The 18,272-nt window shown below is 57.1% G+C and carries 19 protein-coding genes; 12 read left to right on the forward strand and 7 right to left on the reverse strand.

Annotated features, from left to right (window positions below; translation table 11 throughout):
• Positions 1 to 10: 10 nt before the first annotated feature.
• Genes IEX96_RS04655 through IEX96_RS04665 form a run of 3 tightly spaced genes read right to left on the reverse strand, consistent with a single transcriptional unit; the run spans position 11 to position 3,471 of the window.
• On the reverse strand, positions 11 to 946 hold the full coding sequence (locus tag IEX96_RS04655) for a site-specific tyrosine recombinase XerD (protein ID WP_150004453.1): 936 nt from the start codon (positions 944 to 946) through the stop codon (positions 11 to 13).
• A gap of 31 nt (positions 947 to 977) precedes the next feature.
• A complete protein-coding gene (locus tag IEX96_RS04660; RefSeq protein ID WP_188873534.1) occupies positions 978 to 3,350 on the reverse strand; it encodes a hypothetical protein in 2,373 nt (790 codons plus the stop codon).
• The gene (locus tag IEX96_RS04665; RefSeq protein ID WP_210431481.1) at positions 3,331 to 3,471 is read right to left on the reverse strand and encodes a hypothetical protein; all 141 of its coding nucleotides are present in this window, start codon (positions 3,469 to 3,471) and stop codon (positions 3,331 to 3,333) included. Before IEX96_RS04665 ends, IEX96_RS04660 begins: the two co-directional genes overlap by 20 nt.
• A 254-nt stretch (positions 3,472 to 3,725) precedes the next feature.
• Between IEX96_RS04665 and IEX96_RS04670 the strand changes: the two genes are divergently transcribed.
• The 8 genes from IEX96_RS04670 to IEX96_RS04705 all read left to right on the forward strand — a co-directional run bounded on the left by IEX96_RS04670 (position 3,726) and on the right by IEX96_RS04705 (position 12,228).
• Positions 3,726 to 4,271 carry a shikimate kinase gene (locus IEX96_RS04670; RefSeq protein WP_150004526.1) on the forward strand — a complete coding sequence of 182 codons (546 nt, stop codon included), beginning with the start codon at positions 3,726 to 3,728 and terminating at the stop codon, positions 4,269 to 4,271.
• Entirely contained in the window at positions 4,268 to 5,395 is a 1,128-nt protein-coding gene (aroB, locus tag IEX96_RS04675; RefSeq protein WP_229773532.1) for a 3-dehydroquinate synthase, read from the forward strand. The genes IEX96_RS04670 and aroB overlap by 4 nt, the downstream gene beginning before the upstream one ends.
• Before the next feature lie 42 nt (positions 5,396 to 5,437).
• Entirely contained in the window at positions 5,438 to 6,721 is a 1,284-nt protein-coding gene (locus IEX96_RS04680) for an HlyC/CorC family transporter (protein ID WP_188873536.1), read from the forward strand.
• Between the two features lie 57 nt (positions 6,722 to 6,778).
• On the forward strand, positions 6,779 to 9,937 hold the full coding sequence (locus IEX96_RS04685; protein ID WP_150004456.1) for a helicase-related protein: 3,159 nt from the start codon (positions 6,779 to 6,781) through the stop codon (positions 9,935 to 9,937).
• Positions 9,937 to 10,353: an RNA-binding S4 domain-containing protein gene (locus IEX96_RS04690; protein WP_188873537.1), complete on the forward strand. Its 417-nt coding sequence runs from the start codon at positions 9,937 to 9,939 to the stop codon at positions 10,351 to 10,353. The genes IEX96_RS04685 and IEX96_RS04690 overlap by 1 nt, the downstream gene beginning before the upstream one ends.
• 35 nt (positions 10,354 to 10,388) lie before the next feature.
• Positions 10,389 to 10,862 (forward strand): tellurite resistance TerB family protein, encoded by a 474-nt coding sequence (locus IEX96_RS04695; RefSeq protein WP_150004457.1) that lies wholly within the window; start codon positions 10,389 to 10,391, stop codon positions 10,860 to 10,862.
• A 118-nt stretch (positions 10,863 to 10,980) separates the two neighbouring features.
• On the forward strand, positions 10,981 to 11,319 hold the full coding sequence (gene fdxA / locus IEX96_RS04700) for a ferredoxin FdxA (RefSeq protein WP_188873538.1): 339 nt from the start codon (positions 10,981 to 10,983) through the stop codon (positions 11,317 to 11,319).
• 402 nt (positions 11,320 to 11,721) lie between these two features.
• The gene (locus IEX96_RS04705; RefSeq protein ID WP_188873539.1) at positions 11,722 to 12,228 is read left to right on the forward strand and encodes a CarD family transcriptional regulator; all 507 of its coding nucleotides are present in this window, start codon (positions 11,722 to 11,724) and stop codon (positions 12,226 to 12,228) included.
• Positions 12,229 to 12,298: 70 nt separating this feature from the next.
• Here IEX96_RS04705 and IEX96_RS04710 read toward each other — a convergent pair whose 3' ends face one another.
• Genes IEX96_RS04710 through IEX96_RS04720 form a run of 3 tightly spaced genes read right to left on the reverse strand, consistent with a single transcriptional unit; the run spans position 12,299 to position 14,915 of the window.
• Positions 12,299 to 13,090 (reverse strand): thermonuclease family protein, encoded by a 792-nt coding sequence (locus IEX96_RS04710; protein WP_188873540.1) that lies wholly within the window; start codon positions 13,088 to 13,090, stop codon positions 12,299 to 12,301.
• 44 nt (positions 13,091 to 13,134) lie between these two features.
• Positions 13,135 to 14,055, reverse strand: coding sequence for an alpha/beta fold hydrolase (locus IEX96_RS04715; RefSeq protein ID WP_150004460.1), 921 nt, complete (start codon positions 14,053 to 14,055; stop codon positions 13,135 to 13,137).
• Positions 14,055 to 14,915, reverse strand: coding sequence for a universal stress protein (locus IEX96_RS04720; protein ID WP_150004461.1), 861 nt, complete (start codon positions 14,913 to 14,915; stop codon positions 14,055 to 14,057). The genes IEX96_RS04715 and IEX96_RS04720 overlap by 1 nt, the downstream gene beginning before the upstream one ends.
• Before the next feature lie 123 nt (positions 14,916 to 15,038).
• Between IEX96_RS04720 and IEX96_RS04725 the strand changes: the two genes are divergently transcribed.
• The 4 genes from IEX96_RS04725 (at position 15,039) to IEX96_RS04740 (ending at position 18,029) form a co-directional block, all read left to right on the forward strand.
• Entirely contained in the window at positions 15,039 to 15,386 is a 348-nt protein-coding gene (locus tag IEX96_RS04725) for a PepSY domain-containing protein (protein ID WP_188873541.1), read from the forward strand.
• The gene (locus IEX96_RS04730; protein WP_150004463.1) at positions 15,386 to 16,063 is read left to right on the forward strand and encodes a response regulator transcription factor; all 678 of its coding nucleotides are present in this window, start codon (positions 15,386 to 15,388) and stop codon (positions 16,061 to 16,063) included. The genes IEX96_RS04725 and IEX96_RS04730 overlap by 1 nt, the downstream gene beginning before the upstream one ends.
• Positions 16,064 to 16,075: 12 nt before the next feature.
• A complete protein-coding gene (locus IEX96_RS04735; protein ID WP_150004464.1) occupies positions 16,076 to 17,431 on the forward strand; it encodes a sensor histidine kinase in 1,356 nt (451 codons plus the stop codon).
• Between the two features lie 115 nt (positions 17,432 to 17,546).
• Positions 17,547 to 18,029 carry an RT0821/Lpp0805 family surface protein gene (locus IEX96_RS04740; RefSeq protein WP_150004528.1) on the forward strand — a complete coding sequence of 161 codons (483 nt, stop codon included), beginning with the start codon at positions 17,547 to 17,549 and terminating at the stop codon, positions 18,027 to 18,029.
• Between the two features lie 12 nt (positions 18,030 to 18,041).
• Here the strand turns inward: IEX96_RS04740 and IEX96_RS04745 are convergent, their stop codons facing one another.
• Positions 18,042 to 18,221: a hypothetical protein gene (locus tag IEX96_RS04745; RefSeq protein WP_150004465.1), complete on the reverse strand. Its 180-nt coding sequence runs from the start codon at positions 18,219 to 18,221 to the stop codon at positions 18,042 to 18,044.
• Positions 18,222 to 18,272: the final 51 nt, after the last annotated feature.

An 18,272-nucleotide genomic window follows, 5' to 3' on the forward strand; every position in this document is an offset into this window, starting at 1 on the left:
GGTCGCTTTCCTATTTCAAGGTCTGGGCTTTCGCCAGCGGATGCTTTTCGCTGACCAGTTTGCGCAGCCGTTCTTCCAGTACATGGGTATAGATTTGGGTGGTGGAAATATCGGCATGTCCCAACATTTTCTGCACGACCCGCAAATCGGCCCCATGGGCCAGCAAATGGGTGGCAAAGGCATGGCGCAGCTTGTGGGCCGAAAGCTTTTCCGGAACAATCCCCGCTTCAATAGCCAGATCCTTGAGCAATTGCTGCACCCGCATACGGCTGAGATGGCCTTGCGCACCGCGTGATGGAAACAGCCAGCGGCTTTGGCGATATTCCGGTTTGTCGCGCTTTAAAGTCTCAAGATAACCGGTCAGGGCGTACCGCGCCTGCTCTCCCAAGGGCACCATGCGTTCCACCCCTCCCTTGCCTTTCACAAACAAAAAGGGGCGATCGGGGGAAAAAGCATGGCGGGGCAGGCTCAACAATTCGGATATGCGCATTCCGGTGGCATAAAGCGTTTCGATCAGGGCCAGAAGCCGTGCATTTCCCACGGTATTTTTGGCCTCATACCGTTTTTGGGCCACATCCAGAAGCTGTGTGACGTCTTCCTCGCTCAATATGGAAGGTAAATGTTCCGCCTTGCGGGGGCTGTCTATATTGGCGGTGGGATTATCCGGTTTTAGCCCCTCGCGGAACAAAAACAGGAAATACTGGCGCAGTGACGATAAACGGCGGCTGGCGGTGTTGGCCGATAGATTTGACCGGAACAGATCGTCCAGATAGGCGCGGATATCTTCAGTGCTGGCTGTGGCGGATTGGCAGCCGCAGCGCTGGAAAAAGTCCATCAGATCCCGTTCATAGGCCAGCAAGGTATTCTGTGCCACGCCGCGTTCCGACGACAGGGCTTCCAAAAACTGCTCTAAAAGATAGCGGTCTTCTCCCTTGGCGCGGGCCATGTGGTTGCTGTCCTAAAAACCGGTTTTGCTTTTAAAAGCCCTGCTCGATCAGGGCCTCCATCGCCAATCTGCGGCTATCTTGTTCCAACCCTGCTTCACGCAGCCCCACCAAAAGAGTGGACAGCACAGGGGTCGATACAAAGGCCGGGCCATCTTCCCCCAAAGCCACAAGCGTTGTGAGAACCGTTTCCCCGGTGCGGTGGCTGGTGATGGCCTGGATCAATTGCCGCCATAAGGTGGCTGGCGGTATGGGGCCATGGCGCAAAGGGGCTGTCAGCGCGCGTTGCTGCAGATCAAAAGGCACCGGCTTTCCCAAGCCTTCAAAAACGGTGAACAACAAATCGGTGCGGCTCAATTGCTCATGCTCTGTGCGGCCCGGATGGGTGGACATCCACAAATCCAGCATATCTGGCTCTATCGACACTGTTCCGGTTTCATCGATCACAGCCATCAAGGGCCATAAGGCAAGCATGGCGCGGCGGGCATCCAGATTGCCTTGATCCGCCGCCAGCCGTGCCGCTTCATACCATGCCAAGGCATCTTCCACATGGCCATTCAGCAGATGAATACGCCCGGCACTATCGGCATAGCCGGCCAAGGCCATGCTGGCGGTGATGGCCTCCAATGGGTCTGCCAAGGCACCGGCCATGGCGGTAACCAGTCCACGGCTGCGGCCCCTTTCAAGGGCAATTTCGATCCACCGGATACGCTCATGCGGGCTTTGGGATTTTGCCGCCAACTGCCACAGAAGGGCATCCAGCTTTATGCCGCCAAGAAGCGCCTCATTGGTTGGAACCGGCGTTGCCTCGTCTGGCACCTCTTGTTGTCCGGCGGGATCGCTTTCCGATTCGGCTGTCCGGTCTTGCTCGGCTTCCAAAGATGCAAAGACGGCAGCCCGTTGCGCATCGGTGAAAGAGAGTGAGGCAAAAATTTCGGCAAGTTGTGCGCCATTCATCAGGCCTTTTTGCGCGGCTTTCCGGGCCAAAGCCAAACGGTCGTCAGTGGATAGCGTGGGCGATTGCGACAAGGCGACCAGCAAAATGTCCGGTGCAGACCGGATCAATGTGCCGGGCAAAGGGGTGGCGGTTAATTGGCTGGCGGCAAACAGTTCTGGCGTCAGTTCTGTTGCGCTGGAAAGGTCAAGGGCATCAGTGGGGGCGGTGCGGCCTTCGATTTGATCCAGCAAGGCTTCCACCAGCGCGGAAAACGCCGGACTGGCTTCATTGGCATCATCCAAAAGGGTCAGCTTGAATCGGGCGGTGCCGCGATTGCCTTCAAACGCTTCACAAAGAGCCGTGACCCGCAGCCACAAAGCCGCGCCCGATTGGGCAATGGCTTGCTGGGCGATCTGGCAGGCGGTTTCATAATCACCGATGGCCAAGGCCGTATGGGTGCGCATGCGGTCCAGATCGGGAGTCTCCAGATCTGCGGGAAGGCGTTCGGAAAGGGCCAGAAAATCATCGACAGCACCGGCGGCATAAAGCCGTTCCAGCCGGGCCATCAGCAGATCGGGGCCTTGGGCTTGCGCTTCATCCATGCCCTGATCGCGGTTTTCATCCGGTGGCGCTGTCAAAGTTTCCGCTGTGATGGAAAGCGGATTCGCGGCTTCGGGGTCTGCTTGGGATGCGGCATCCGGAAAGGCGTTAAAGCCGGGTTCGTCAAGGACTTGGGCTTGTGAAGATATGTCCGCTTCGGGGGATGCAAGGGCAATAGGCTTTGAAGGCAGGCTGGCAGGGGACAGCAAAAGCCGCCGCATCAAAGAGCGCATCACTGTGGACGAGGCTTGTGCCGGCAGGGCCGGGATCAGGCGTTCAAGGGTTTCACGCTGGCTGCCTTGCCACATGGTGATGGGAAAGGGTTGTACCGACCGATCGGTCCAAATGCCGATGGCGGCCGGGTCCAATTGGGATAAAGCATCTACGGTGATGTCGGGATCAAGGGATTCGCCTGATGCGGAGGTGCCGAGATCCGCGTCGCCACCGGGTTGGGCGGCTCCATTGGCCAGCACTGTGTCCGGCGATTCTTGCGGCTCGTCCAGCGAAGGGATCGCAATTGATTGCTTGGGCACATAAGGCCCGATCAGGATTGATGTGGGGGCGCGGTCCGCATCTTCCAAGGGAGAATTTTGCAGATCATCTTGTGCATCATTTTGTGCATCACTGCCCTGCGGGCCAAGATAAAAACGCCGCTTTTCCGTAGTGGTGTCAGCGGGATCGCGGGAGGGTTGGGCGCTGTTGTCTTGCAAGACCCCAAGGGGATCATTGGCCGGGGCAGGGGTGCTTTGGGCCATCGCCTTTTGGGATACGGCAAGGCCCAGCCCAAATGCTGCGCAAAGGCCCCAGCACAGGGCTGTTCCGGATAACAGGGCGCGCCGGCCCTTCCGGCTAGTTGGTAATAAGGTCATCCGGCAACTCCTGCTCCACCCGCTCTTGGGGCGCGGGAATGTCCCATGTATAAAGCCACACCGTTCCGGCAAGCACAGCCAGCACAGCCAAAAGGACGATAATCAACCAGACGCGTTTCATGATGGGCATAACCTCATTCTTACCGAGCCCGGTTATAGGCGGTGGGGGCCGACCCTGTCTAGGCTGCTCCCCTTTTGTCGGCCTGTGTGAAAAATACAGACACAGCAGATAAATGGCTGCCATATCCATGTTGAAACTAAAAAACGACCATGACCAGTCTAGGGCCTGCATGCGGTTGCTTTATGGCAGCGCATTTTTGTGCTGTAAGACAGGGCATGACCGATCTTGAAAAATATAAAGGGCATCCCGCCCATATGAATCCGGAAAATCCCGATAGGCCGATTGTGCTGATTGGCCTGATGGGCGTTGGAAAATCCACCATTGGCAGGCGGTTGGCTCTTCGCTTGGGCCTTGGCTTTGTGGATGCCGATGAAGAAATCGAACGGGCGGCGGGGCGCACGGTTTCGGAAATTTTTGAAAGTTTTGGCGAAGCGGCTTTCCGCGATGGCGAACGAAAAGTCATCGCCCGGCTGATTGAAGGGCCGGCGCAGGTCATTGCAACGGGCGGCGGGGCGTTTATCAATGCCGAAACCCGGCGATTGATTTTAGAGCGCAGCATTTCTATCTGGCTGGATGCGGATATTGATGTGCTGGTGGAACGCACAGCGCGGCGGGATACCCGGCCTTTGTTGAAAAGCGGCGATCCGCGCAGCATTCTGGTTCGGCTGTGGCAAGAGCGTAGCCCCCAATATGCCAAGGCGGATCTGCATATCAAAAGCTCTGACGGCCCCCATGAACAGGTTGTGGATCAGATTGTTAAGGCCCTTCAGGGGCATATTCGGGAAAGCAGCAACAGGTGACAGAACAACAACAGGCGCAAAAAATCACGCAGGTTCCGGTGTCTTTGGGGGCGCGCGGCTATCAGATCATGATTGGCGAGGGATTGCTGGCCGATCCCATGCCTTATCTTGCCGATATATTGCCCCGACCCAAATTGGCGCTGGTCAGCGATGATGTGGTGGCGGCGCGATATGGCCCGGCACTGATGGCGGCTTTGGCCGATGGCGGCGTGGATGTGGATCTGCATGTGATTCCGGCGGGGGAAGGGTCCAAATGCTTTGCCGAACTGGAACGCCTGTGCGCCGCGCTTTTGGATTTCGGCATTGAACGCAGCGATCTGGTGATGGCCTTGGGCGGCGGCGTGGTGGGCGATCTTACCGGCTTTGCTGCCTCTGTTTTGCGCCGCGGCGTGGGGGTGGTGCAGCTTCCTACAACCCTTTTATCGCAAGTGGATAGCTCGGTGGGCGGCAAGACCGGCATCAATATGGCGCAAGGGAAAAATCTGGTGGGAGCCTTTCACCAGCCGCGTCGGGTGCTGATCGATCTTGCCACCCTTGATAGCCTGCCAGAGCGTGAGCGTAAGGCGGGCTATGCGGAAGTGGTGAAATACGGCCTGATCGACCGGCCAGACTTTTTCACATGGCTGGAGCGCAATGAGGCCGCTGTTTTGAAAGGTGATAAACAGGCGCAGGCTTATGCGGTGGCGGAAAGCTGCCGTGCCAAGGCGGCCATCGTTGTTGCCGATGAACGCGAATCGGGGGCGCGGGCGCTTTTGAATTTGGGCCACAGCTTTGGCCATGCCATTGAAGCCTTTGCGGGTTATGATGGCCGCGTCTTGCATGGCGAAGCGGTGGCGATCGGCTGCCAGATGGCACTGGATCTTTCGGTGGTGCTGGATCTGTGCTCCCAAGCGGATGCAGACCGGTTGCGCCAGCATCTTGCGGAGACGGGCTTGCCCCATCGCTGCACGGATCTGTGCACCGGGTTAAGCGCCGACCGGATGATGGATTTGATGGCGCAGGACAAAAAAGTGTCGGCCGGGGTGCTGACGTTCGTTTTAAGCCGGGGCATCGGCCGGGCCTTTTTAAGCCGCGATGTGCCGCCCGATGTTTTGCGCGGTTTTTTGACCGCCAATCTTATATAAGTCGGCTATTGGTGCCTCGACCTGTTTGAACGGAGCTGTTTTATGCTGATCGCGCACATATCGAGCCTTGCTTTCATTTTTGTATTGCTGTGCTTGTCGGCCTTTTTCTCTGGCTCGGAAACGGCGCTGACAGCGGCAAGCCGTGCCCGCATCCACCGTTTGGCGCGGGATGGCGATGGGCGGGCCAAGCGGGTTGAAAAGCTGATCGAAGACAAAGAGCGGCTGATCGGCGCGATTTTGCTGGGCAATAATCTGGTGAATATTCTTGCCAGTGCGCTGGCGACCAGCGTGTTCATTTCCTTGGTGGGCGAAAGCGGGGTGGTCTATGCCACCTTGATCATGACCGCTTTGGTGCTGATTTTCTCCGAAGTGCTGCCCAAATCCTATGCCATTTCCAATCCCGACGGCATGGCGCTTGCCGTTGGCCGGGTGATCGGCCTTGTGGTGCTGCTGTTTTCGCCGGTGGTGAATCTGGTGCGCCATATCGTGCGGGGCACCTTGAATATGTTTGGTGTGGATCTGGAAAGCAATGAAGCGGTGCTGTCGGCCCGGGATGAAATTCGCGGGGTTATCGATCTGGGGGCCAGCGAAGGCGGTATCCGTAAATCCCACCGCGATATGCTGGATTCGATCCTCGATCTGGATGACATCACAGTGGAAGATGTGATGATCCACCGCAAGAATATGGCCCTGATCGATCTGGCCAAGCCGGTTCAGGAAATTGTTGACGAGGTGATCGAAAGTCCTTTTACCCGCCTGCCCATCTATGAAGACGACGCGGAAAATATCGTCGGGGTTTTGCATGCCAAAGACGTTTTGCGGGCGATGAAGGCGACAAGCGATCCGGCAGAAATCGATATTCATGCCATTATGACCGATGCGTGGTTCGTGCCCGAAACCACCACATTGCGTGAACAGATGAATGCGTTTTTATCGCGCCGGGCGCATTTCGCCATGGTGGTGGATGAATATGGGGCGATTCAGGGGCTGGTTACTCTGGAAGATATTCTGGAAGAAATCGTTGGCGATATCACCGACGAATTCGACCATGCCAATCATGGGGTGAAAAAGCTGACCGATGGCTGGATACAGGTGGATGGCACCATGACCATCCGCGATCTTAATCGCCGGTTTGACTGGTCTTTGCCCGATTCCGATGCCTCCACATTGGCCGGGCTGGTGATTTACGAATCGGAGATCATTCCCATTGTCGGGCAACGCTTTCAATTCCACGGCTTTGATTTTGAAATCATCGGCCGGCGACGCAATCAGCTGACGCAGATCAAGGTCCGGCCCGTTGCGGCGGATGCTGTGTCCGGCGATTGACCGCAGCCGTGGCCAAAGGCCTCTCCCCCTTAAACGCGCACTATAACAGGATACAGGATGCAGCGAGCGCAAGGCGACGGCGGGCGGGTGATCGCCGTTCTTGGCCCCACCAATACCGGCAAGACCCATTATGCGGTCGAACGGATGCTCGGCCATGCGTCGGGGATGATCGGCTTTCCCCTGCGGCTGTTGGCGCGCGAGATTTATGACCGGGTGGTGGCGGCCAAGGGGGCGGCGCGGGTTGCTTTGCTGACCGGTGAGGAAAAAATTGTTCCGCCGCGGCCTTCCTATTGGATTTGCACTGTCGAATCGATGCCCATGAGCCAAAGGGTGGATTTTCTGGCAGTGGATGAAATCCAGTTGGCCGCCGATGCCCAGCGCGGGCATGTGTTCACCGATCGGCTGCTTTATGCGCGGGGGGTGGAAGAAACCGTGTTCATGGGGGCTGCCACCATGCAGCCTTTGATCAGCCGGTTATTGCCTGATGCCACCCTTGTGACGCGGCAGCGTTTGTCGCAATTGCGTTATGTGCAGCCGCAAAAGCTGCACCGCCTGCCGCGCCGCGCGGCGCTTGTGGCGTTTTCCGCCGAGAATGTTTACGGGCTGGCCGAGCTTGTGCGCCGCAATCGTGGCGGCACCGCGGTGGTGATGGGCGCCTTGTCGCCCCGCACCCGCAATGCGCAGGTGGCGCTCTATCAAAACGGGGATGTGGATTATCTGGTGGCCACCGATGCCATTGGCATGGGGTTGAATATGGATATCGACCATGTGGCCTTTTCTGCCACCCATAAATTCGATGGGGAAAGGGTGCGGGCCCTTTCTGCACCGGAAGTGGCGCAAATTGCCGGGCGGGCCGGGCGGCATATGAATGACGGCAGCTTTTCTACGCTGGCGGGGGCCGATGGGGCATCTTTGGACCCGCAGCTTATCGCACAGGTGGAGGATCATGATTTCCGCCCGCTCAAGGCGTTGATCTGGCGCAATTCCCGACTTGATTACCGCTCGGCAGCCAAACTGGTCGCTTCTTTGGAGTCGCCATCGGCCCGGCCCGATCTGGTGCGGGCGCGCGAAGCACTGGATTTGCAGGCTTTAAAAGCTTTGGCAAAAAATTCCGATGTGTCGGCCATCGCCACCACACCGGCGGCGGTGCAACGATTGTGGGAGGTGTGCCAGATCCCCGATTTTCGCCGTGTATCGGCAAGTGAACATCTGTCCTTGCTTCAACGCATCTACCGCGATTTGATGGGGCGTCACGGTGTTGTGCCCCATGATTGGATGGCCAAACAGGTCAGCCGACTTGACAATGTACAAGGCGACATTGATACCTTGGCGGCCCGGATCGCCAATATCCGAACATGGACCTATGTCGCCAACCGGCGAAACTGGTTATCGGATGCAGCGCACTGGGCGCATGTGACGCGGGGTATTGAGGACAAATTGTCCGATGCCTTGCATGATAGATTGACGCAGCGGTTCGTAGACAGACGGACATCCGTTCTGATGCGCGAATTACGCCAGCGAGGCGAGTTGTCGGTGAGCATAGACGAAACCAACGAAATCATTGTCGAAGGGCATGCCATTGGCACGCTCGATGGCTTCACGTTCCGCGCCGATCCATCTGCGGTGGGCGAGGAATTCAAAACCCTTGAGCAGGCTGCGGATATCGCCTTGAAGGCGGAAATCACGCGGCGCGCCAAGATTTTTTGCAATATTGGCTATAAAACGCTGCAGCTGGATGTTTCCGAAGGGATGCACCGGCCAAAGCTGGTTTGGCAGAAATCTGTCATTGCGCGCCTTGAAAAAGGCGATTCGCCTTATGAACCGCGCGTAAAGCTGGTAGAGGGCACGCTTTTAACCGATGCCTTGGCAGAAAATGTGCGCCAGAGCTGTGCCACCTGGTTGTCGGAACGCATTGCCGACAAGCTGGAACCGCTTTTGAAGCTGAAAGCGGAAATCGAGAAACAGGTGCCGGCGAAAGCAAGCGAGCCTCAAAAAGCACCGGAAAGTGCAGAGGGCGCACCGGAAGGCGCGGCCGACTCGGCCTCGGCCCCCGATGCCGGAGAGAGTGCAGCGGACGCGAAAGCGCCTGCGGCTCCGGTTGTTCCGGCTGCGGATGCGCCTTTGGCGGGTTTGGCACGCGGTGTGGCATTTCAGATTCTGGAACGCTTTGGCGTTCTGCCACGCGGGCAGGTATCGGAAGAATTGCGCAAAATCGATCAGGATGCGCGTAAGGGCCTGCGGCGGTTCCATATCCGTATCGGTGCCACCGCCCTTTATATTCCGCTGATCTTAAAGCCCCATGCGGTGGAATTGCGCTTGCTGGCTTGGGCTTTGTGGAATGGCATTTCCGATTTGCCGCCAATGCCGACGCCCGGTTTGGTGTGGATTCAAACCGATCCCAAAGCGCCGCGCGAATTTTACGAGATTGCCGGCTTCCGGTTGATCGGCGGGCACGAAGCGGTGCGGCTGGATATGCTGGAACGCTTGGCGGATACGGCCCGGCCTTTGGGGCAGAATGGCGCGAAATTTACCGTCACTCCGGAAATCATGGGCCTTGTGGGCTGTTCGGGGGAAAGTTTCATTCGCTCGATGCGGGCTGTGGGCTATGCGCATGAAATTGTGAAAGTGCCAGCCCCTGTTGAAGAAGCTCCTGTTCAAGAAGCCTCTGTTCAAGACGCATCTACGCAAGAGACGCCCGTTCAAGATACTGCGGATGCCGCTTCGGACGTGGCTGCGGAAACAGCGCCAGAAACAGTGCCCGAAACAGCGCCAGTAACAGCCGCAGAAGCGACTCCGGATGCGACAGCTAAAGCCGCTCCAGACGCAGCCGCTGACGCAACATCGGAAGCCGGGCCCGTCTCCGAGCCGGAAATGGTGGATGAGGTGCGCTTCTTCTGGTCGCCCCGTCAACCGCGCCCCGCTTCCCGAAACCGGAATCGCTCTCATGCGGCCAATCATGCGGATCAACGCAAGGGAGCCGGACCCAAGGGGAAAAATGCGCACCGTGCCAAAACCGAGGATAACCGCCCGGAGGGTGGGCGTTCTCATGGCAATAAGTCCGGTGGGAAAGGCCGCGCCGCTGGCCATCGGCAAGGGGATGGACGTGGATATAAATCCCACGCCCCTGCGGATCGCAAACCCCGCGATGAAATCAATGAAGACAGCCCCTTTGCGCAGTTGAAAGCCCTTAAAGATGCGTTGGAGAAGCGTGGCTGATGTCGAAGGACAGCCCCACAAAAGACGGGGCTGAAACAGCGCGTATGCGGCTGGATAAATGGTTGTGGGCTGCGCGGTTCTATAAAACCCGCAGCCTTGCCACCCGTGAAGTGAAAACGGGCCGCCTGCGCATAAATGGCACCCATGTGAAAAAGCCCAGCGCGGCTGTTGTGGTGGGGGATGTTCTGACCTTTGCCAAGGCAGAGCGCGTGTTTGTGGTGCGGGTTTTGGCGTTATCCGACCAGCGCGGGCCTGCAATCGTGGCGCAGGGACTATATGAAGATCTGTCCCCCGCACCGGATAGTGCAAAAACGGCGCAGGAAAAAAACCGCCATGCTCGAAGAGAGGCCGGAAGCGGGCGTCCCACCAAAGCGGATCGTCGGGCCCTTGATCGCTTCCTGAGCCAGAAAGAATAGTCGGTGGCGGGACCAGAAACAGTCAGGAGATTTCTATGTTGACGCGTATTCGTGCTTTTTTTGATCGTGTGGGAGGGGAGGACGCCGCCAAAGCCGCCCATGAGGATCGCCATGTGGCCGCCGCTGCCCTGCTTTTGGAGGCAGCCAGTCTGGATGGAGTTCTGGGAGAGGAAGAAGAAGCTGCCATCCGGAAGGTTCTTGATGACCGGTTCGATTTTTCCCAAGACGACATTGAAAGCCTGATCGCTGAAGCCCGTGGCCATAGTGATGGCTCCGTACAATTGCTTGGCTTTACCGCCAAGATCAAAGACGCCTGCTCCTATGAAGAGCGGGTGGAGATGATCGAAATGCTTTGGGAAGTGGCCTATGCAGACGGGGTCTTGCATGATTATGAAGCCAATCTTCTGCGCCGGGTTGGCGGGTTGCTATATGTGAGCGATCGGGACCGGGGGGATGCGCGCAAAAGAGTTGTTGCCCGATTGGGCCTTACCGAGGGTGGGGAAGACTGACCGCCCCATAGATTTAACCGGTTTTCCCTTGAAAAGTGGTTGTCTTGGGGAAAAATCTTGGGCATAACGCCTTCGAATCAACGCGGCGACCAAGCCGCTTCGCGCCGAGAGGAATTTCATGACCTACGTCGTCACAGAAGCCTGCATCAAGTGCAAGTACACCGATTGCGTTGAGGTCTGCCCGGTTGATTGCTTTTATGAAGGCGAGAATATGCTCGTCATCAATCCCAATGAATGCATCGATTGTGGCGTGTGCGAGCCTGAATGCCCGGCGGAAGCCATTTTGCCCGATACGGAAGACGGCCTTGAAAAATGGCTGGAAGTGAATGCCGATTATTCGGAAAAATGGCCCAATATTACGGAAAAGAAAGATCCGCCTGCGGATGCCGATGCGTTCAAGGATCAAGAAGGCAAATTCGATACGTTCTTCTCTGCGGAGCCGGGCAACGGCGATTGAGTGTCGTCCTTGAATAAAGGACGGTGTCTTTCCCGTATTTTTGATCATCCGATCAAGGGATGTGCCCTGTCATAGCGCTGTGACACTCTGCCGCAGTGCCGTCTGCAATGCCCCTTTTTTGGGTTGGTTCAACCTGAAAATGGGCGCTATGTGGGCCTTTGCGCGCTTCGCATATGCGAAATGCCTGTCATTTAATTGTCAGTTGTGTTACAGTTTTGTCCGTTGATTGATTTTTATTGTCATCAAGCCAGCGGATCTGGACAGCAGCGAGGCACACCACCCGCACATCCCGTATCGCAATAAGCATATAATCCATCTGGGCCACCGGATACCGGATGGATATGTGCCGGGTTATCGCTTGCTGAACATCCGCCCAACAGCAAAGGGGCTGCAAGACCTGCCATGGCAAAAAACAAAAACATGCTTGATTTCAGCACGGGTGATTATGTGGTTTATCCAAAACATGGCGTTGGTCGTGTGACGGAAATCGAAGCCCAAGAGATCGCGGGCACATCTCTCGAACTCTATGTTGTTCGTTTCGAAAAAGAGCGCATGACCTTGCGCGTTCCCACCAACAAAGCTGAAACGGTCGGGATGAGACGGCTTTCCAATACGGCAACCATTCAAGAAGCCTTCACCACATTGAAGGGCAAGGCGCGTATCAAGCGCACCATGTGGAGCCGTCGGGCGCAGGAATATGAAGCTAAGATCAATTCCGGCGATATTGTTTCCATTGCTGAAGTTGTGCGCGATTTGCATCGTGGTGCCGATCAGCCGGAACAATCCTATTCCGAACGCCAGATCTATGAAGCGGCGCTTGGCCGTTTGGCGCGTGAACTTGCTGCCGTTGAGGAAATCGACGAGCAGTCTGCCCTGACACGCCTCGAGAATGTTTTGATCGCGGCCTGATCCGCTTTTGCAAGCATCTTGAATTGAGAATCCCCTGCAGTGCTTCGGCGCCGGGGGATTTTTTATACCTTTAAGGGGCCGGATCGGACTGTCGGGTTGGCGATGCGGGGAGAACCCGAATTTGCGCCGGCGCGAGCGGGGTCACCAACGGACCATTGAGATCTTCTAAAACGCCGCGCACTTCCACGGTTTTATGGGCCCACCATGAAGGGTCGCGCTGCCCTTTGGGGAGGGTCCGCCTTATGGGCCATAAAAGCCGGATGGTGAAATCTGTGCGCCAATCGTCCCCGAAATTGAGATAAACGGTGCCATCCACCTTGGTTGCAGAGCGGATGGGGCCTGTGACAATGGCAAATTCCCCTGCTTTTTGCGCCATCACCGCTTCATCGCCTGCCGCATAAAGCGCATTTCGGGCCGAAGCCCAAAAGCCGATATTCTGGGCGCGGGCCGTGGCTTCGGCAGCATAAAGTGCATCATTCAGCATTGGGATATCATCGAGGGGAAAGGCGCGGGCCAGCCCTTGTTGCAGCAGCATGGCATTGATCCAGAGCCCTTTTCCATCCTTTGTTGCCGCCACCAGATGCGCACGGATACGGCCATAGCGATCGGGGGTTTGATCCATGGGATAGATCTGAAGCCTATGGTCAAGATGGCGCTCGATCCGTTGTTTCGCCATGCGCGCCAATCCGTCTTCAGTGATATCGCCGCCTTCATGGCTACGTCGAAGCGGCCATAGCCCCGCCAATACAAAATGCCGGCCATCTTTGGCAACCAAGACCAGCCCGTCTTCTATGCGGGCCAACTGCATATCCAAGGCCGGACCAAGGGGGTCGAGAGGGGTGATCTCTTGTGCGTTTGCCATATGGGAAAGCGCCATCCATCCCAACAACGCGCTTAGAAACCGGATCATTGTGAGGATATGGAATGGGAAGAGAGGCCAGCCTGAAACGCATCAAATGCCGCCAGCACGGCCTTTGGGGCCTCTATTTGCGGATAATGGCCTATGCCATCCAGTCGCACCACATGGGGGGCGATGGTGGCCGGGGAGGTTTGAGCGGGATGGGCAATCTGGGCGAATCGTTCGGCCATGGCTGTGCCGGAAACCGGATCAAGCGGCCCATAAACAAAACGCAAAGGAATGGGGGATTTGGCAAAGGCCATGGTCCAGCGATCCTGAAATTTTTGCCGTTCTCCTAAATACTGGATGATGTCGTGCATCACCCGCTTGCCGCCATTATAGGTGATCAAATGCCAGAAATCGTCCAACGCGCTTTTGTCGGGTTGCGTATTGGGGCCGAATATCTTGGCAAATGCCCAGCCAAAGCTCCGTCGGGTCATAAGATGCTGACTGATGCGGCCAAAGGGCGACCGCAACAGGCGTTGGGTGAATACCGGGGTGATGCGATCATAGAAAATCCCGCCATTGAGCATGAACACAGAGGCCAGATCCAGGGCATGGGACGGCTCATGCAGGCGGGCCAGCAGTTCTTGTGCAACGCTATCGCCAAAATCATGGGCCAGAATATGCGGACGGGCCACCCCAAGATCAGCCAGCAATCCTTCCACTAGATCCGCTTGATCGAAGAGCGAATAGCCATAAGGTTTGGGCTTGGCGGAAAATCCGTAGCCGATCATATCCGGGGCGATCACATCAAAACGGGCGGTGAGATCCTCCCATAAGGGGGCAAAATCCCAACTGGCGGTTGGAAAGCCGTGCAGGATCAGCAAAGGATCGCCTTTGCCCGCCCGTCGATAAAAAATCTTATGGCCTTTATGGGCGTAATAAGCGCCCGCATGATGCCAATCACGTAAAAGAGGTGTGGGCATCAGTGGCTCATGAACACTGGGATCTTTGCGTGATGAATGGCGTGGCGCGTGACCCCGCCAATAATCATTTCACGCCAGCGGCTATGGGAAAAGGCTCCCATCACCAACAGATCCGCGCCCAGAGTTTCCGCCGTGTCCCGGATGGTTTCGCCAACGCTTTTGTCGTCACTTTCACGGTGCAGAATGTCCGCGCTTATGCCTTGGCGGGCCAGATACAGGTTCAAGCCTTCCAAAGAAGGCCGGTCGGGATGTTCCTCTCCTACCGTTAACAGGAAAATGCGCTCGGCCCGGTGCAAGAAGGGCAGGGCTGCGGCGACGGTGCGGGCACATTCGGCCCGGCCATTCCAGGCCACAAGGATGGTGCTGCCGATGGTTTCGCTGGGATTGGGCGGGGCCAGCAATAAAGGCCGTCCCGAACGAAACAGCACTTCGTTCAACAGATCGGCGCTATCTTCACTATTGGGATCGATCGGTTGCGGCACCACGGTCAGATCGGCCAGGCGTGCGGCCCGTCCTACACGGTCGGCGATAAAGCCCGTCGATTCTTCCCATGCAACGGTGGCTGTTTTTTCTGGACCCAATCCATCGCCTAACGGAATATCCTGTTTTTTGCGGGTTTCTTCAAAAACGGCATAGGTGCGGGCGGCACGGGCTTTGCCTTCCCGGTCTGACGCATCCACAAGGTCTTGAATGGCATCGGCGGTCAGGCCTTCTCCCATGAAGGGAATGGCGGCACGCGGATCGGGCCGGATGAAAAGGCAGGTCAGATGGGCGGAAAAAGTTCTTACAAGTGAAAACGCAACTTTTAAAACACTGTCCTGCCCTTTTGGGTCGGTCATGGGTACAAGAAGAGTGCGCATGATTATTTTCCCTGATTCCTAGTGGCTTGCATGCCAAGCATAGCGCGGACAGGGCTCTATGGGGAATGGTTCATATGGTGTTCACGGGAAACCGCATATTTATCGGGGGAAGGGATCAAACCCATGCGAGGTTTTAACGTCATTGCGGGCTTTTTTGTGATGGGTGTTCTGGGCACTGCGGTTTTATCGTCGCCGGTGTTTGCCGGATCGCAGCACCGGCCTGTTCTGGCGCAGTCGGAGCAAGATAGCGCCCGCGAGGAAATGCTTGAAGGCAAGATCAAAAGCTATTCCGAAATCGTCCGCAGCGCCCAAAGGGCCGTGCCGGGGCGTGTGGTGGGGCAGGATCTGCAACGGGCCGGACGGGATCGCTGGGTGTACCGGATCAAGATCTTGCAAGACGGGGGCAAGGTGGCTTCGGTTACGGTGGATGCCCATACGGGGCGGGTTTTGTCGGTGAAAGGAAAGCGCTGATGCGGGTCTTGATTGCAGAAGATGATGTGGATCTGGCCGCCCAGATGGTGGCGTCCTTAAAGGATTCGGGCTATGCGGTGGACCATGCAAGCGACGGCGAGGATGCACATTTTCTAGGCGATACAGAGCCTTATGATGCGGTGGTGCTGGATCTGGGCTTGCCGGTGATGGATGGCATTTCGGTTTTGCGGAAATGGCGCGAAGACGGGCGTTCCATGCCGGTGCTTATTCTGACCGCCCGCGACAGTTGGAGCGAAAAGGTCGCCGGATTGGATGCGGGGGCCGATGATTATGTCACCAAGCCATTTGAACTGGCAGAGGTCTTGGCACGGTTGCGGGCGCTTATTCGCCGGGCGGCGGGCCATGCCAGCTCGGAGCTGGTATGTGGCCCTGTTACCCTTGATACCCGGAATGCGCGGGTGTGGGTTTCGGGCGAGCCGGTGCGGCTGACGGCGTTGGAATTCAAGCTGTTTTCCTATTTGATGCACCATCAGGGCGAGGTGGTGTCGCGGACCGAGCTGACAGAGCATATTTACGATCAGGATTTTGATCGGGATTCCAACACCATCGAGGTGTTCGTAAACCGGATTCGCAAAAAACTGGGGATCGATCTGATTCACACCGTACGGGGGCTTGGCTATCGCCTTGATCCCGAAGACGGGGCAGATAAGCGCTGAAAGGGACCATTGGTGGGGCGTTTGACACGATCCCTGACAGTTCGGCTGCTCTTGAGTGCCAGCCTTTGGCTTGCGGGGGCATTGGCCCTTGGCGGCTTTATTCTGGCGGGAGCCTTTCGTGATTATGTGGTGGCGGATTTCGATCATCGTTTGAGCCTGGCCCTTGAACATATGATCGGCGTAAGCGAGGTGGAAGACGGGCTTTTGCGCTTCACCCGCCCCATGGCGGACCAACGCTATTCCGATCCTTATTCCGGGCTTTACTGGCAGGTTTCCACCGAAGATATGCCGCATTTCCGGTCCCGTTCCTTATGGGATCAGGCCCTTGATCCGCAATGGGAAGAACCGGCTTTTTCCCAAAGGGTATATGAAACCCAAGGGCCGTCCGGGCAGGTTTTGCGGATCATGGTGCGCGATGTGGTGCTGCCTGATGACGAGGCGGTTTATCGTTATATGGTGGCGGGCGATACTCAACAGATCCGGACGGATATCGACAGATTCGATATGCTGATCTTGCGGTCCCTCGGCTTTTTGGGGCTGGGCCTGTTGTTGGCGGTTGTGGCGCAGGTATGGATTGGTTTGCGGCCCTTGAAAGCGGTGCGTACAGGCTTGTCGCGCATCCGGTCCGGTCGGGCCCAAAGGCTGGAGGGCCGGTTCCCGTCTGAAATCCAGCCCCTTGTGGAAGAAATGAATGCGCTTATCGCCCAGAATGAACGGGTGGTGGAGCGGGCGCGCACGCATGTGGGCAATTTGGCCCATGCGCTGAAAACGCCGTTATCGGTGCTGACCAATGAAGCAAAAACGCAAGACGGGCGGTTGGCGGATGTGGCCCGTGCCCAAGCAGCTAATATGCGCCAGCATATAGACCAGCATTTGAAGCGGGCGCGGGCCGCGGGTGGTGGCGGTGTGGGCGCGGCAATGGCACTGGATGAACCGGTGGCGGAACTGGTGCGCGCCATGCAGAAAATTTATGCAAGCCGGGCATTGACCATCAAGGCAGAACTGCCGCCGGGCCTTGCGTGCCGTGTGGACCGTCAGGATTTATCCGAAATGGTGGGCAATCTATTGGACAATGCCTGCAAATGGGCCGCCACCACCGTTATCGTGAAGGCCGAGCGCTTGAAAAACACGGCCCGCCCGATGCTGGAGATTAGCGTGGAAGATGACGGGCCGGGGATCACCGATGGGGAAGCGGAAGCGGTGTTTGAACGTGGAAACCGTTTGGACGAGGCCGTGCCGGGCAGCGGTTTGGGGCTTGGGATCGTGCGCGATATTGCGGATATGAGCGGCGGTCATGTGCGCTTGAGCCGCTCCCAGATGCTGGGGGGCGTGCGGGCCGGGCTTGTTCTTCCTGCTGTAGAAACCTAAATGATGACCATCCTTGGGTGGTTCATTCGCAGTTCACGCTTTTTGGGATAGGATAACAGATATTGTGCGAAACCGGTTGGAGGCGAATATGACCGTGGACAGGATCAAGCTCAGCATGTCACGCTTGCTCAAAACGACGGGGGCAGCCCTGCTTTTTGCCGGCCTTGCGGCATGTAGCAATCAAGGGAATGGCGAAAAGGAATTTTGGGGCACGGTTGTTGGCGGCATTGCTGGCGGTCTGATTGGCTCCGAAATCGGTGGCCGTGGTGATAGCGGCAAGGTGGGCGCGGCCTTGGGGGCTGTGGCCGGTGCGGCCATTGGCAATCAGGTGGGCAAGGATCTGGACCGGGCCGACCGCATTGCCATAGCGCAGGCGCAACAACAGGCCTTTGAAACGGCGCCATCCGGTACCCGTACCGAATGGTATAATCCCGATAGTGGTAACCGCGGCTGGGTAGAGCCAAAGCCCGCTTATCAGGGAGAGGATGAGCGTTATTGCCGGGAATATACCCAGACCATCTATGTGGGTGGTGAAGCGCAAACCGGTTATGGCACGGCGTGTCGACAGCCCGATGGCGACTGGAAAATCATCCAGTAATTTTGTCAGAGTTTAACGGGATTTCGGGGCTGCCATACAGGCGGCCTCGTTTTTGTTCATGCTGAAGCTGCCATCGGCTTTGCGATAATGAATGGCCTGGATCACCATGCGGTCTGCCGCCCACAGCCGGTAGCGCTGGCAGCCATCTTCATCCACAGCTTCGATGGGAACGGCATAAACCCCGTTCCCCATGGGCTGGGCCCCTTGTGGCAGATTGGCCGGTGCGGCGCTGTCTGATTGCCG

Origin of the sequence: Iodidimonas muriae, assembly GCF_014647255.1 — a bacterium.
GTDB lineage: Bacteria > Pseudomonadota > Alphaproteobacteria > Sphingomonadales > Rhodothalassiaceae > Iodidimonas > Iodidimonas muriae.